Source organism: Roseateles sp. P1_C1_2, assembly GCF_056406535.1.
The window spans coordinates 58121-72665 of the sequence record NZ_JBFUAB010000008.1 but is presented as its reverse complement, the minus strand read 5'-3'; the positions used below and the strand labels follow the sequence as shown (position 1 = coordinate 72665).

Sequence of the window (14545 nt, the reverse complement as noted above, 5' to 3'; positions counted from 1 at the left end):
AGGTTTGGGATGAGGGGGATGTTTTGCGGCCTTGCGCTGTCGCTGGCGCTGTCGGGTGCATGGGCGCAGCAGGTCTGGAAATGCGAAGTCAACGGCAAGGTCAACTTCAGCGACAAGCCCTGCCCGCAGGCCGGCCAGCCGGTGTCGGAGCGCAATCTGCGGACCAATGTCGTCGACGCCATCAAGCCGGAAATCGTCGACGCGGCACTGGGCCGGGCGCCGGCGGCTTCGGCGCCACAAGCGTCCGTCGGCAATGCCTGCCCGGGCGATGGCGAGATCCGCAGCATGGAGACGCGCGCCAATTCGACGACGCTGGGCGATGCCGAGCGCCAGTTCCTGCAGGACGAAGTGCGCCGCGTGCGCCAGTGCCGCAGCGGCCAGGGCCGCTACCGGGAGGCCGACTGGGTCATCAGCCGCGAGGCCCAGGCTGCGCAGACCCAGCTCAGCGACCGGGCCCGCTACGACGCCCGCCTTCGCGCCGAGGCCATGCACAGCGCCGCCGACCCGGACGAGGGCGACCGCATCACGCGCCGCCGCATCGCCGAGGAGAAGATGCAGCGCCGTAACCAGCTGCAGCAGCAGAGAGGCCAGAATCCCGCGTCCGCCGTGATTCCCTGACGCCCTGCATGCCCGCATCGCCCGCCCGATCCGATCGCCTTGATGCGCTGCGCGGCCTGGCCATCGTCTGGATGGCGGCCTTCCATTTCGGCTTCGACCTGAACCACTTCGGCTGGATCCGCCAAGACTTCTACCGCGACCCGGTCTGGACCTGGCAGCGTGTCTGCATCGTCAGCCTCTTCCTGTTCTGCGCCGGCGGCGGCCAGGCCTTCGCGGTACTGGCGGGCCAAGGCGCCGCGCGCTTCTGGAAGCGCTGGGCCCAGGTGGCCGGCTGCGCGCTGCTGGTGTCGGCGGGTTCGTGGTTCATGTTCCCGAACAGCTGGATCAGCTTTGGCGTGCTGCACGGCATCGCCGTCATGCTGCTGCTGCTGCGCATGGGCCTCAGCCGGCTGCCGAACGCGGTGCTGCTGGTGCTGGCGGCCGCCGCCATCGCCGCACCGCGGCTGGTGCAAAGCCCCTGGTTCGACATGCGCTGGACCAACTGGATCGGCCTCGTCACCCACAAGCCCATCACCGAGGACTATGTGCCGGTGCTGCCCTGGCTGGGCGTCATGCTGCTGGGCTTTGTCGTCACGCGGGCGCGGCCGCAGCTGTGGGCGGGCAGCGCTCCGCGGCCACTGGCCCTGCTGGGGCGCTGGTCGCTGAGTTTCTACATGGTCCATCAGCCGGTGCTGATCGGCGCGCTGATGGCGGTTCAGTTCTTGAAGGGAATGTGATGCGAAAGATGCTTGTGGCCGCGCTCGGCCTTTTCGTTGCGGCCGCTGCCACGGCGGCACCCTTCGTGTGGCCGAACGGCGCCCAGGCGGCCGTCAGCCTGGGCTATGACGATGGCCTGGACAGCCAGCTCGACCATGTCATCCCGGCATTGAACAAGCGCGGCCTGCGGGCCAGCTTCTATGTGCCCATCAACGGCCCGACGCTGCCCGGCCGCCAGAACGAATGGAAGGCCGCTGCGGCCGCCGGCCATGAGCTGGGCAATCACAGCCTTTTCCACGGTTGCTCGGCCAAGGGGCCGGGCCGCGAATGGGTGGCGCCGCATCGTGACCTGGACAAGCAGACGCCGGTCCAGGTACAGGAGCACATCCTGGCCGCCAACACCTGGCTGCAGTCGCTGGACGGCAGGACCCAGCGCACCTTCACGCCGCCTTGCCTGGACATGAAGGCCGGCGGCCAGGACTTTGTCGCCGCGCTGAAGCCCTACTTCGTCGCCTACCGTGCGGCCGGCCCGGGCATGGTCACCGACACGGCCGGCCTCGACCCCTATGCCATGCCGGTCTATTTCGTCGAGGGCTGGACGGGCGAACAGCTGATCGCCCTGGTCGAGAAGGCGGCGGCCCAGCATGCGCTGGTTTCGCTGCTCTTCCATGGCGTCGGCGCCGAGCACCTGAGCGTGACCCGCGAGGCCCACGACCAGTTGCTGGACCACCTGGCCAAGAACAAGGCGCGCTTCTGGACCGACAGCTTCGTCAACGTGATGACGCAGGTGAGGGCGCAGCAGGCGACCAAGCCCTAGCCCGCAGCACTCATGCGGCCTGGTTCGTCCGCCGCCGTACGACGCTGCCCACCGCGGCGAAGCCCGCGGCCATCAGCAGCCAGGTCGAAGGCTCCGGAACGGGGCTGGGCAGGCCGATCGGCGAGACCAACTCGACGCGCTGGCCTGTGAAGCCCGTGCCGTAGAGCAGCGCGAGTTGCGATGCGTCGGTGCCGACCTCACCGGGGTTGTTGGTGGCCAGCTTGAGCGCGTCGCCGTCGACCATGAACACGCGGTCGCCGGACTGGCTGAACACCGACGGATCCGTGTCGCTGACATGCGTGGACGGGCAAGCCCGGCAAAGGTACTGGACGGCGCGGATTTCGCCCGGCGCCAGGCCTTGGTCGTCCTGATCGCCGACGAAGAACAGCGCGCGATAGCCCGGGTCGGCACTCGTCGACAGGGGCAAGGACTGCAGCACGTTGAAGGGCAGGCCGGAAATGGCGCCGGTGGAGAAGCTGAAGCTGTCCTGGTAGAGCGGGATGTTGAACTYGCCGACGCCACCCGGGCCGGAGTCGTACAGCGGCCCGATCTTGAGGCCGTAGATGTCGGCGGCGAGGGCCTGGACATTGAAGTCACCCTGGACGACCAGCTCGGTCAGGTTGGAAAACGTGAGCTGCAGGGCGGTCGACGGCACCACGCCGACATTGATGACGCTGGACTTCAGCACCAGGTCTTCTCCCAGCGGCACGGTGATCTGCTTGGTGAAGCCACTCCAGGAGCCATCGGCCAGCTGGCGCCGCACGGGGCTGAGGAAATTGAAGGTCTCCATCGGCGTCAGCTGCACGCTGAGGGTCTGCGCCAGGTCCAGCCCCAGCCCCGCGTTGATGCTCAGCAGGTTGTAGCCTATGCCTGCCGCGTTGCCGACCAGCGGGATGCCCACGGCCTTGGACACCATGTTGCCGACGTTGGCGCTCAGCGAAAGGATGCTGTCGCGTCCGTGGCTGTTCAGCTGGGTGGCCGTGCTGTTGGCCGGGCTGGAGACGCCATCGACATTGGGGATGTTGAGCCGCGCCGTCACATTGCCGTCCAGGAAGGTGCGGTACTGCTTGAGCTGGACGATGTCGTCACCGATCTGGATGCGTCCGTCGTTGTTGCGGTTGATGCCGACCAGCGTCCGTGACACGTTGACATCGGGAGGGGCCAGTGCAGGGCCGGTGCAGAAGCCCGCGAAACAGGCCTGCGCGCCGACGAAGGCATGGAATCTCGCATCGAGATCGACATAGGCCTGCAGCGTGGGTGAATGGGTGGTGAGCTTGGCGACCACGCGCTGGCCGTTCAGGTATTCCTGATAGCCCGGCGCCGTATAGCCCGCCACCTTGAAGCTGCTGCTCAGCTTGAAAGGGCTCCCGATGGCGTTTGAAAAAGCCACGGGCTCGTTGATGTGGGCATAGACCGGGTAGAGCAGGTCGTAGGAGCCGCTGTTGAACTTGGCGCCGTAGTTCAGGCCGAAGCTGCCATTGGTGTCGGCGCCTGCGCGCACGCCGGTCGAGCAGTCGTAGATCGGGTCGCAGATGTTGGTGATGCCGCCGTACTCCTTGCCGAAATTGAAGGCCGGCGGGCCCAGGCGCTGGTTGGTGTTGACATCGACGGCGGGGCCGGGCGCATAGACGCTCTGGCCCTTCAGCGAGAACAGCGCGCTGAAGTCGACGGCGCTGGCGGGCATCGACGCCGCGGCGCAGACCACGCCGGAGGCGATGGCCAGCCGGCGGCGGCGATGCACGGCCGCGGTTGACGAGGGCCGTCCAGCCGGACGGGACTTGGCGTTTGAAGGCACGCTCATGTTTCGCTCCTTGGGGGTGAGGCACCGAACGCGATGCCTGAACTGACTCTGCGCCGGCGCCGACTTCATGTCCTTGGGGGGTGGCTGAAGAGTTCTGATATTTGCTGCCCCCTTCGCCCTAAGCTAGGGGGATGAGCCCAGCAGAGCCGGTGCACGGTCGCTTGTCCCGCGAGGAAGGCCGCTTTGGCTCGTTCGAGCTGAGGCCGGCGGCGCGCCTGCTGCTGGTCGAGGGCGAGCCTGCCGCCCTGGGCAGCCGTGCCTTCGATGTGCTGCTGCTGCTGTTCCAGCGCCGCCATGCGCCGGTCAGCAAGGAGGATCTGCTGCAGGCGATATGGCCGGGCAGCGTGGTCGAGGAGAACACGCTGCAGGTGCATATCTCGGCGCTGCGCAAGGTGTTGGGGCCGGCAGCCATCACGACGATTGCCGGGCGCGGCTACCAGTTCACCGCCGCGGTGAACGCCAGCGCCGAGGCACCCCCTCCCAGCCCGGTTTCCCATCTGCCCCGGCCGCGCACGCGCTTCATCGGCCGCGAACTGCTGCTGTCCCAATGCGCCGGGCTGCTGGCCCAGGCCAGCCTGCTGACGCTGACGGGCACCGGCGGCTGCGGCAAGACACGGCTGGCGCTGCAACTGGCGAGTCAGCAGTTGGACGCCTTCCCCGACGGCGCCTGGTTTGTCGACCTGGCGCCGGTGCAAGACCCGCAGCGCGTGATGGCGGCCGTCGCAGCGGCCGTGGGCCTGCGCGAGGACGCCGGCTCGCCCTTGCACGCGCGTTTGTGCGCTCACCTGGGGCCGCGCGGCGCCGTCCTCGTGCTCGACAACTGCGAGCATGTCATCGACGCCGTCGCGGCACTGGCCGACGAGCTGATCTCGTGCTGCGCCGGCCTGAAGATCATCGCCACCAGCCGCGAAAGCCTGGGGCTTGCCGGTGAGCAGATCATGCCGGTGCGGCCGCTGTCACTGCCGTCGGCCACCGACCTGGCGGCCGTGCAGGCCTGCGAGGCCGTACGGCTCTTCATCGACCGGGCCGGTCTGGCCCAGCCCGACTTCGCGCTGGACGCCGGCAATGCCCCGGCCGTGGCCGACATCTGCCGGCGCCTGGACGGCATCGCACTGGCCATCGAGCTCGCGGCGGCCCGCGTGGCCATGCTGCCGGTGGCGCAGATCGGCGCGCTGCTGGACGACCGCTTCCGCTTCCTGACCGGCGGCAGCCGCGCCGTGCCGCGCCACCAGACCCTGCAGGCCACGCTGGACTGGAGCCATGGCGCGCTGACGCCGGACGAGCAGGGGCTGTTCCGGCGGCTGTCCGTCTTCGTCGGCGGCTGCACGCTGGCCGCCGCCACCGCGGTGGCCGATGCGGGCGACGATTACGCCGTACTGGCGCTGCTGCAGCGGCTGCACGACAAATCGCTGCTGGAGGTGGAGCAGCAAGGGGCGGCACCGTCGCGCTACCGGATGCTGGAGACCGTGCGCCAGTATGCCCAGGACAGGCTGGCCGGCGCTGGCGACGCCGAGGCGGCCCGCAACCTTCACCTGCGCCATTGCGTGGCGCTGGCGCAGGCCGCCTGGGGCGAGATGCAGGGTGCCGAGCAGGGCGCCTGGATGCTGCGCCTGGCCCAGGAGCAGGAGAACCTGCTGGCCGCGCACCGCTGGTGCGAACACGCGCCGGACGGCGAGCAGGCCGGCGTCCTGCTGGTGGCCTGCCTGTGGCGCTACTGGGTCGCCTCGGCTCAACTGGAGCGTGGCCACGCGTTGGCCGCTGCGGTGCTGGCCCGCGCCGGCCCCGATGTCGAACCGCTGTGGCACAGCCGTGCCCACTCGGCGCTGGGACAGATCGCCTTCCGCATGGGCCGCTACGACGAAGCCCAGGCCCATGCCGAGCGCAGCCTGGCCATCGCGGCTCCCCTGGATGACGCGGAACAGACCGCCACCGGCCTGGGCTTGCAAGCCAAGAGCCTGCAGGCCCTCGGGCAGATGGAGGGCGCGCGGGCTCGGTATGAGCGTGCCTGCGCAGTCGCTCGCACACTGGACGGCCCGTTCGCGCTGGGCATCCTGCTGAACAACCTGGCCGAACTGCACCGCAGCCAGGGCGAATTCGAGGCGGCCGGGCTCTGCTACGAGGAGGCCATCGCCATTTCGCGGCAATTGCAGTCGCCCGGCGGCCTCTTCGTGCCGCTGTGCAACCTGGCCCGGCTGTCGGTGGCCTGCGGCAACCTCGACCGCGCCCGGGCGCTGCTGCTGGAAAGCCTGCAACTGGCCACCGCCGCCGAGCTGCGGGGCATGGGGGAGGATCTGCTGGAGGTCGCCGCCGGCCTGGCCTCGGCGGGCGCTGAGCCCGCGGTGGCGGCACGCTTCGCTGGCGCGGCTCAGGTGCGCATGGCGCAGGGCGGCAGCCAGCGCGAACCGGTCGACGAGGCTTTCGTGGCGCCGCTGATGGCCAGCGCGCGAGCCGCCCTGGGCGATGCCGCGTTTGCGGCGGCCGAAATCCTGGGCCAGGCCCTGAGCTACGAGGCCGCCATCCTCGAAGTCCGGCAGTGGCTGGAACGGCCGGCCGCTACGATGCGGGCATGAGCGCTTCCGCCAAAGTATTGTTCGGCTTCCACGCCGTCACCGTCCGCCTCAAGACCCATCCCGCATCGGTGGCCGAGGTCCATTTCGACCCCGCCCGGCGCGACCAGCGCATGCGCTCCTTCATCGAGCGCGCCAAGGAGGCCGGCGCCAAGCTGGTGGAGAGCAACGACGAGCGCCTGAGCCAGATCGCCGGCAGCCCGCGCCACCAGGGCGTCGTCGCACGCGTGGCCGCCATCGCCCAACTGCACTCGCTGGACGACGTGCTCGACGCCGTCGAAGGCCCGCCGCTGGTGCTGGTGCTGGACGGCGTGACCGACCCGCACAACCTCGGCGCCTGCCTGCGCGTGGCCGATGGCGCCGGGGCGCATGCCGTCGTCGCCCCCAAGGACCGTGCCGTCGGCCTGAACGCCACGGTGGCCAAGGTGGCCAGCGGCGCGGCCGAGACCGTGCCCTATCTGATGGTCACCAACCTGGCCCGCACGCTCAACGAGTTGAAGGAGCGCGACATCTGGGTGGTCGGCACCTCCGACCAGGCCGAGCGCTCCATCTACGACCTGGACCTGAAGCGCCCCGTCGCTTTTGTGCTCGGCGCGGAAGGCGAGGGCATGCGCCAGCTGACGGCCAAGACCTGCGACGAACTGGTGCGCATCCCCATGGCCGGGGCTGTCGAAAGCCTGAACGTGTCGGTCGCTTCCGGGGTTTGCCTCTACGAGGCCCTTCGTCAGCGTCGATGAGTCAGCGTCGATAATTCTGACTATTCAGAAAAATTAGGAAGCCCGCCATGGCCGTCATCGAAGTCAAGCACCCCCTCGTCAAGCACAAGATCGGCCTGATGCGGGAGGCCGACATTTCGACGAAGAAGTTCCGCGAGCTGACCGGCGAAGTGGCCCGGCTGCTGGCTTACGAGGCGACGGCTGACTTCCCGACCGAGAAGGTCACCATCAACTGCTGGAGCGGCCCGGCCGAGGTTGACCAGATCTCCGGCAAGAAGGTCACCGTCGTGCCCATCTTGCGTGCAGGCCTGGGCATGCTGGACGGCGTGCTGGACATCCTGCCCAATGCCAAGGTGTCCGTCGTCGGCCTGGCGCGCGACCACGAGACGCTCAAGCCGGTGAACTACTTCGACAAGTTCGTCGGCAACCTCGACGCCCGCACCGCGCTGATCATCGACCCCATGCTGGCCACGGCCGGCAGCATGATCGCCACCGTCGACCTGCTGAAGGCGCGCGGCTGCAAGGACGTGCGAGCCCTGGTGCTGGTGGCGGCCCCCGAGGGCGTGAAGGCCCTGCAGGCGGCCCACCCCGATGTGCGCTGCTGGACGGCGGCCATCGACAGCCACCTGAACGACGTCGGCTACATCATCCCGGGCCTGGGCGACGCCGGCGACAAGATCTTCGGCACGACGCAAGGTTGAGCCCCCCGCCCAGTTCGCCGCGTTGAACGCGGGCGAGTTGGTCGGCCCCCCCGAGGGGCGGCGATGCTTGCGGCATTGAGCCGCAAGCACGTCGCCATACGCGGGCCGGCTAGGGGCGGCCCGGCGCTCGGCCCGCAAATACGTTCACCCGAGCACCTCGCGCAGCGCCTGGCGCAGCAGCGCCAGCCCTTCTGCCATCTCGGCATCGCTGATGTTCAGCGCCGGCATCAGCCGTATGAGATGAGGGCGGGGCGCATTGAGCAGCAGGCCGACGGGTTCCAGCGCCTGTGCCGCGGCGACCACCTCGCCCGCGCCGTCTGACGGCAGCACCAGCGCGCGAAGCAGCCCCAGACCGCGCTCGCCCCCCAGGCCGAGGTCACGCGAAATGGCCTGCAGCCCGGCAGACAGCTGCTCAGCACGCTCGCGCACGCCGGCAAGAAAGTCCTCGCGGCAGACCTCGTTCACCACGGCCAGTCCGACGGCGGCCATCAACGGGTTGCCGCAGAAGGTGCCGCCCTGGTCGCCGGGCTCGAAGCAGTTCAATTCCTCCTTGCACAGCAGCGCGGCCAGCGGCACGCCGCCACCCAGCCCCTTGGCCAAGGTCATCACGTCGGGCTCGATGCCGAAGTGCTCGTGGGCGAAAGCATGGCCGCAGCGGCCGATGCCGGTCTGCACCTCGTCGGCGATCAGCAGCACGCCACGCTCCGCCGTCAGCGCCCTCAGCTCGCGCACGAAACCCGGGTCGGCGACAACGACGCCGGCCTCACCCTGCACCAGCTCGATCATCACGGCCGCCGTGCGCGGCGTCATCGCCCGCTCGACCGAGGCGATGTCGTTGAAGCGCGCCTTCACGAAGCCCGTGGGCATGGGCGGGTAGATCTCGCCCCAGCCCGGCTTGCCCGAGGCGCTCATCATCGCCAGCGTGCGGCCATGGAAGGCCTGCTCGAAGCCGATGATCTCGTGGGCGCCGCCCCGCGTGCGGCTGCCCCAGCGCCGCGCGAGCTTGACGGCACCTTCATTGGCCTCGGCGCCTGAACTGGCCAGGAAGACCCGGTCGAAGCAGCTCACCTCCACCAGCCGCCTGGCCAGGTCCAGCAGCGGGCGGTTGTAGTAGGCCGGGCTGGGGTTGAGCAGCTGCCGGGACTGCGCCAACAGTGCCTGCGTGATCAGCGCCGGGCTGTGGCCGAGGCTGTTGACGGCCCAGCCCTGCACGAGGTCGAGGTGGCGCTTGCCGCCCTCGTCGGTCAGCCAGGCGCCCTGGCCCTGGACAAACACCGTGTCCGGGCGGTGGGTGATGGTGATGAGGTCGTGGCCAAGGTCGGTCATGGCTTGTCCTTCCAGTCGTAATCCATCTGTCGCGCGGTGCGCAAGGCCAGCTCGCGGCTGTGCAGGCGCTGCACGAGGTGCAGGCACATGTCGATGCCCGCCGAGATGCCGGCCGACGTGACCACCTCGCCCTCGTCGACCCAGCGCAGGCCTTCGCGCACCCGCACGGCCGGCCGCAGCGAACGCAGCGCGTCGAGGTCTTCCCAATGCGTGGTGGCGGCCAGGCCGTCCAGCACGCCGGCCTCGGCCAGCAGCAGGGCGCCGGTGCACACCGAGGCCAGCACGAGAGCCGTGCGCCGCTGGGCGGCGATCCAGGCCAGCGCCTGCGGCTGCCGCAGTTCGGCGTCCACCACGCCACCGGGCACGATGGCGCAGGCGAGTGGCGGGTGCTCGCCCAGCGCGAAGTCGGGCTGCACCTGCAGGCCGGCCCGGGCGCGCACGGGTGCGGTCCCGCGCGCCACGGTGCTCACCGTGAACAGCGGGGCGCTGCCCGCTGGCTGGCTGCGTCCATGCACCCGCGCCGCCGTCGTGAACACCTCGTAGGGGCCGGCCATGTCCAGCAGTTCCATCTCGTCGAAAACCAGGATGCCAACGTTCATTGGATGCGGCCTCCTGCCGCGTTGCGTCGTCGATGTCCGGCAGTTTGCAGGCTGGCCTTCATGGCCGCCATGACGCAGTTCCCACCTTTTCTGCCATATCCTGGAAACGGCGGTTGACCGCTCGCGACTCATCGAAACTCGGGGGATCAACGCGTTGGCGATGAGGCCGTCGTCATCATTTCGCTGAGCAGCGCTGCACGCCCGCTGGTCTGGCGCCTCGGGCCGCTGGCTGCGTTGCTCCTCCTCGCGGGCACGAGCCCGCAGCGTCGTCGCGCCTTGCCGGCAGCCCGCTTCGCCAGCCCCTCGGGCGCGCCCAACCGCCGTTTCTAGGATCTGCTCATGACCTGCCGCATCGCCTTCGTGCTCTTCCCGGGCTTCCAGCAACTCGACCTGGCCGGGCCGATGGCGGTGTTCGAGGTGGCCCGCCTGGCCCACCCCGGCAGCTACGACTGGCGCCTGGTGGCCAGCACGCCGCCGGCGGTGCGCAGCTCGGCGGGCGTGGACTGGCCGGTGCAGGCCTTGCCGCGCCGCCTGGGCGATCTCGACCTGGTCATGGTCATCGGCGGCGACGGCGTGGACGGCGCCTGCCGGGACGGCCGCCTCATCGCCTGGCTGCGGCGGGCGGCACAGTCGGGGGCGCGCATCGCCAGCATCTGCAGCGGCAGCCTGGTGCTGGCGGCGGCTGGCCTGCTGGACCAGCGCACGGCGACGACGCATTGGTCGCGCAGCCGGCAGTTCGCCACCGACTATCCGGCCGTGCGTCTGCAGCCCGACCGCATCTATGTGCGCGAGCCCGCCGTGCGCGAGCAGCGCTGGCCCGAGCTCTGGACCAGCGCCGGCATGACGGCCGGCATCGACCTCTGCCTGGCCCTGCTGGTCCACGACCACGGCGAAGACATCGCCCGCGAGGCCGCGCGCCAGCTCGTCGTGGAGAGGCGGCGCCCCGGCGGGCAGTCGCAGTTCTCGCCGCTGCTGGAGCTGCAGCGTCCGGAGGGCCGCTTCGGCGCCTTGCTGGACGACTTGCGCCGTGACCTGCGGCGCGACCACCGCGTGGAGGATCTCGCCGCCCAGGCCTGCATGAGCCCGCGCCACTTCGCGCGCTGCTTCCGCGCCGAGACGGGAGCCACGCCGGCGCAGGCGGTGGAGCGCCTGCGGGTGGAGGCCGCGCGGGCGGCGCTGGAGAGCGGGGCGGCGTCGGTGCTGCGGGTGTCGCTGGACTGCGGCTTCGGCAACACCGAGCGCATGCGGCGGGCCTTTCTGCGGCTGCTCGGCCGGCCGCCGGCGGCCTTCCGGCCGGGCGGCCCGGGTGCAGGTGAACTTTCACCCTCCGCAGCTTGATCCCTGCGGGCGCCTGCCTGCGTCAGTACAGGCAGGCAAGCCAATCCCTGGTGAGCCACCACCTGACCCAGGAGCCCCTCATGGCCACCCTCTCCACCCCCACCATCACCCTCGGCGCCACCAGCGCCGGCAAGCGCGACGTGACCGTTGCCGGCACGATGACCTTCGATGCCAGCGATGTCGGCCGCACCTACCGCCTGGAGATCGAGCTGTTCGGTGAAGACCTCGCCGGTGACAACCTGCCCTCGGGCGACAGCGGCGCCGACGACCTGATCAGCACCTTCACCTGGCTGGCCGGCGGCCTGATCCTGCGCCCCTACAAGGCGGTGTCGGTGCTGTCCGCGGGCACGGTCAACTACTCCGAGAAGCGGGCCATCGACACCGCCAAGCTCGACGAGGACGCCGGCACCCAGATCGTCGGCTGGGCCGACATCCACACGCCCATCATCATGCCGCGCTCCGATGAGGTCTATGCGCAGGTCACGCTGGGCATGTCGCCCGTCAGCAAGCGCTCGGTGACGACCCAGGCCGGCCTGGGCGTCTAAACCAGGCCGAGAGCGCCCAGCACGCCGCCACCCAGCACCATCCAGACGAGGCCCAGCCTCGTCTTCAGCGTCAGCAGCACGGTGACGGCGATCAGGGCCAGCGTCGTCCAGCGATGCTCCTCGGCCTTCAGGAAGGGCAGGGCGAGCAGCCAGCCCGTGGCGATGATCAGCCCCAGCGTCAGCGGCATCATGCCGGCCGAGAAGGCCCGCACGTTGATGTTCTCGCGGTTGTTGCGCGCCCAGCGCGTGGCTGTCACGGTCAGCACGCTGGACGGCAGCATGATGCCGGCCATGGCGGCCGCGGCGCCCTGGAGGCCCGCCACGTTGTAGCCCAGCACCGCGACGAACAGGATGTTGGGCCCCGGCGCGGCCTGGGCCAGCGCGATGGAGGACGTGAACATCGTGTCCGTCAGCCAGCCCGTCTTGTCGACGAGGTAGCGGTGCATCTCCGGCACCGTCGTGATGGCGCCGCCGATGGACAGCAGCGACAGCGTCAGGAAGTGCAGGAAGAGGCTGAAGAGGTCGACCGGCGTCGTCACGGCTTGATCCTCCACCAGGCGATCAGCATGCCGCTGCCGCCAAGCAAGGCCAGCACATAGATCAGAGGCCAGCGCAGCAGCGCGATCAGCACGAAGGCCAGCAGCGCCAGGCCCAGGGCCAGCGGCCGCCCCAGCGGGCTTTTCTTCAGCGCCGGCAGCAGCTTGATGCCGGTGGCGAGGATGAGGCCGGCGGACACGGCGCCCATGCCGCGCAGCGCGTTCACGGCCATCGGGTGGCGGGCCAGCTCGCTGTAGGCCACGGCCAGGCACAGCACGATGACGGCCGGCGCCAGCAGCATGCCGGCCAGCGCGACGACGGCACCGCGCAGGCCGAAGAAGCGGTCGCCGATCATCATCGACAGGTTGACGACGTTGGGCCCGGGCAGTACCTGGGCGATGGCCAGGGTCTCGACGAACTCTTCCTTGCTCATCCAGCCCAGGCGTTCGACCAGCTCGCGCTGGGCCACCGCCAGCACGCCGCCGAAACCCTGCAGGGCCAGGCGCGTGAACGCCAGGAACAGGTGGGTGAGGGACTGCGGCCGATTCACTTCAGCGGTGAACCTTCAACGCTTCCGGATTGACGATATTGCTCGGCTGCGCCTTGATGAAGTTCAGCACGTTGTCGAAGGCCGCATCGAAGTAGAGCTCGTAGCTGTCCTGCTCCACATAGCCGATGTGGGGTGTGCAGACGGCGTTTTCCAGGCGCAGCAGCGGGTGGCCCTGCAGGATGGGCTCGCTCTCGAAGACGTCGATGGCCGCCATGCCGGGCCGGCCGCGGTTCAGCGCCGACACCAGCGCGCCTTCGGCAAGCAGTTCGGCCCGCGAGGTGTTGACGAACAGGGCCGTCGGCTTCATCTGGGCCAGGTCCTCGGGTGTGACGATGCCGCGGGTGGCGTCGCACAGGCGCAGGTGCACGGACAGCACGTCGGCCGTGCCGAAGAAGGCTTCGCGGCTGGGCGCGGCCTGGTAGCCGTCGGCCTCGGCGCGCAGCCGCGAGGCCTCGCTGCCCCAGACCAGCACCGTCATGCCGAAGGCGCGGCCATAGCTGGCCACCAGCTGCCCGATCTTGCCGTAGCCCCAGATGCCCAGCGTCTTGCCGCGCAGCACCATGCCGACGCCGAAGTTGGCCGGCATGGACGCCGCCTTCAGCCCGGCCTGCTGCCAGGCGCCATGCTTGAGGTTGCCGATGTACTGCGGCAGCCGGCGCATCGAGGCCATGATCAGCGCCCAGGTCAGCTCGGCCGGCGCCACCGGGCTGCCGACGCCCTCGGCCACGGCAATGCCGAGCCGCGTGCAGGCCTCCACGTCGATGTGGCTGCCGACGCGCCCGGTCTGCGAGATCAGCTTGAGCTTGGGCAGCTTTTCCAGCAGCTGGCGCGGGAAGGCCGTGCGCTCGCGAACCAGCACCAACACCTCGGCATCACGCAGCCGCACGGACAGCTGGCCTATGCCCTTGACGGTGTTGGTGAAGACCTTGGCATTCAGCGGCTCCAGTTTGGCCGCGCAGCGCAGCTTGCGCACGGCATCCTGGTAGTCGTCGAGGATGATCACATTCATGGTCGGGGCCCGCGCAGCGAACGGCGTCAGCTTGGGGGCATCAGGTTTTGGGGCATTGTGCCCTTGGCCGATGCAGGCTCCGGGCATGCTGGCTACGATCGCTTTCCCTCAAGGAGACACCCGATGACCACGATTTCCATGCACAGCGCCAGTGCACCGGCCTTTGCCAAGATGCTGTCCAACATGCTGAACTGGCTGGAGGCCGCCAAGGCTCATGCCGAGGCTCGCAAGTTCCCGGCCGACAACTACCTCACGCTGCGCCTGGCCCCTGACATGCTGCCCTTCACCAAGCAGATCCAGATTGCCAGCGACGCCGCCAAGGCCTGCGTGGCCCGCCTGGCCGGCCAGGATGCTCCCAAGTTCGAGGACAACGAAGCCTCGCTGGACGAGTTGATCCAGCGCATCAAGAAGACGCGCGACTATGTGCTGTCCGTGCCGGCGGCGGCCATCGACGGCAGCGAGGACCGGGAGATCACCATCCCGCGCCGCACCGGCGACCCGCTCAGGTTCGACGGCGTGACTTATCTGCGCCATTACGCCCTGCCGAACTTCTATTTCCACGCCACGACGACCTACGCCCTGCTGCGCCACGCCGGCGTGCCGCTGGGCAAGTCGGACTATCTTGGCGGGTAATTCCCCAGTTTGAGGTCGCCCGGGCGGGAAATGCTGCGCAATCCGCGGCCTATTCCCCGCTCCCGGCGGGGCAGTCCGGCTTGAAAATCAAG

15 protein-coding genes are annotated in these 14545 nt (G+C 69.5%); 9 read left to right on the top strand and 6 right to left on the bottom strand.

The window, feature by feature from the left end; all coding sequences use genetic code 11:
- The first annotated feature begins 18 nt into the window (after positions 1–18).
- From AC1D2H_RS09465 to AC1D2H_RS09455, 3 genes are read left to right on the top strand one after another with little or no spacing between them, the layout of a single operon-like run.
- Complete coding sequence (locus AC1D2H_RS09465; RefSeq protein WP_477933871.1) at positions 19–618, top strand: DUF4124 domain-containing protein; 600 nt, start codon at positions 19–21, stop codon at positions 616–618.
- 8 nt (positions 619–626) lie between these two features.
- Positions 627–1334 (top strand): acetyltransferase domain-containing protein, encoded by a 708-nt coding sequence (locus tag AC1D2H_RS09460; RefSeq protein ID WP_477933873.1) that lies wholly within the window; start codon positions 627–629, stop codon positions 1332–1334.
- Positions 1334–2131 carry a polysaccharide deacetylase family protein gene (locus AC1D2H_RS09455; RefSeq protein ID WP_478010763.1) on the top strand — a complete coding sequence of 266 codons (798 nt, stop codon included), beginning with the start codon at positions 1334–1336 and terminating at the stop codon, positions 2129–2131. The genes AC1D2H_RS09460 and AC1D2H_RS09455 overlap by 1 nt, the downstream gene beginning before the upstream one ends.
- A 10-nt stretch (positions 2132–2141) precedes the next feature.
- Here the strand turns inward: AC1D2H_RS09455 and AC1D2H_RS09450 are convergent, their stop codons facing one another.
- Positions 2142–3932, bottom strand: coding sequence for a PEPxxWA-CTERM sorting domain-containing protein (locus AC1D2H_RS09450; protein WP_478010762.1), 1791 nt, complete (start codon positions 3930–3932; stop codon positions 2142–2144).
- A gap of 131 nt (positions 3933–4063) precedes the next feature.
- Here AC1D2H_RS09450 and AC1D2H_RS09445 point away from each other — a divergent pair, with 131 nt between their 5' ends.
- Genes AC1D2H_RS09445 through upp form a run of 3 tightly spaced genes read left to right on the top strand, consistent with a single transcriptional unit; the run spans position 4064 to position 7916 of the window.
- Entirely contained in the window at positions 4064–6502 is a 2439-nt protein-coding gene (locus tag AC1D2H_RS09445; RefSeq protein WP_478010761.1) for an ATP-binding protein, read from the top strand.
- Positions 6499–7236, top strand: coding sequence for a 23S rRNA (guanosine(2251)-2'-O)-methyltransferase RlmB (gene rlmB, locus AC1D2H_RS09440; protein WP_477933881.1), 738 nt, complete (start codon positions 6499–6501; stop codon positions 7234–7236). Before AC1D2H_RS09445 ends, rlmB begins: the two co-directional genes overlap by 4 nt.
- A gap of 47 nt (positions 7237–7283) precedes the next feature.
- A complete protein-coding gene (upp, locus tag AC1D2H_RS09435) occupies positions 7284–7916 on the top strand; it encodes a uracil phosphoribosyltransferase (protein ID WP_477933882.1) in 633 nt (210 codons plus the stop codon).
- Positions 7917–8060: 144 nt separating this feature from the next.
- Here the strand turns inward: upp and AC1D2H_RS09430 are convergent, their stop codons facing one another.
- Together AC1D2H_RS09430 and AC1D2H_RS09425 are read right to left on the bottom strand one after the other, a co-directional pair.
- Positions 8061–9242, bottom strand: a complete 1182-nt coding sequence (locus AC1D2H_RS09430) for an aminotransferase class III-fold pyridoxal phosphate-dependent enzyme (protein ID WP_478010760.1) — start codon at positions 9240–9242, stop codon at positions 8061–8063.
- A complete protein-coding gene (locus AC1D2H_RS09425) occupies positions 9239–9841 on the bottom strand; it encodes a DJ-1/PfpI family protein (protein ID WP_478010759.1) in 603 nt (200 codons plus the stop codon). Before AC1D2H_RS09425 ends, AC1D2H_RS09430 begins: the two co-directional genes overlap by 4 nt.
- A gap of 339 nt (positions 9842–10180) precedes the next feature.
- Between AC1D2H_RS09425 and AC1D2H_RS09420 the strand changes: the two genes are divergently transcribed.
- Complete coding sequence (locus tag AC1D2H_RS09420) at positions 10181–11179, top strand: GlxA family transcriptional regulator (protein WP_478010758.1); 999 nt, start codon at positions 10181–10183, stop codon at positions 11177–11179.
- An 80-nt stretch (positions 11180–11259) separates the two neighbouring features.
- Complete coding sequence (locus AC1D2H_RS09415) at positions 11260–11724, top strand: hypothetical protein (RefSeq protein ID WP_477933890.1); 465 nt, start codon at positions 11260–11262, stop codon at positions 11722–11724.
- Here AC1D2H_RS09415 and AC1D2H_RS09410 read toward each other — a convergent pair.
- From AC1D2H_RS09410 to AC1D2H_RS09400, 3 genes are read right to left on the bottom strand one after another with little or no spacing between them, the layout of a single operon-like run.
- Positions 11721–12263, bottom strand: a complete 543-nt coding sequence (locus tag AC1D2H_RS09410; RefSeq protein WP_477933891.1) for a chromate transporter — start codon at positions 12261–12263, stop codon at positions 11721–11723. The two genes, AC1D2H_RS09415 and AC1D2H_RS09410, sit on opposite strands and share 4 nt — an antisense overlap.
- Positions 12260–12811: a chromate transporter gene (locus tag AC1D2H_RS09405; protein WP_478010757.1), complete on the bottom strand. Its 552-nt coding sequence runs from the start codon at positions 12809–12811 to the stop codon at positions 12260–12262. Before AC1D2H_RS09405 ends, AC1D2H_RS09410 begins: the two co-directional genes overlap by 4 nt.
- Before the next feature lies 1 nt (position 12812).
- On the bottom strand, positions 12813–13820 hold the full coding sequence (locus AC1D2H_RS09400; RefSeq protein WP_477933895.1) for a D-2-hydroxyacid dehydrogenase family protein: 1008 nt from the start codon (positions 13818–13820) through the stop codon (positions 12813–12815).
- Positions 13821–13943: 123 nt separating this feature from the next.
- Here AC1D2H_RS09400 and AC1D2H_RS09395 point away from each other — a divergent pair, with 123 nt between their 5' ends.
- Positions 13944–14453 (top strand): DUF1993 domain-containing protein, encoded by a 510-nt coding sequence (locus AC1D2H_RS09395; RefSeq protein ID WP_478010756.1) that lies wholly within the window; start codon positions 13944–13946, stop codon positions 14451–14453.
- Positions 14454–14545: the final 92 nt, after the last annotated feature.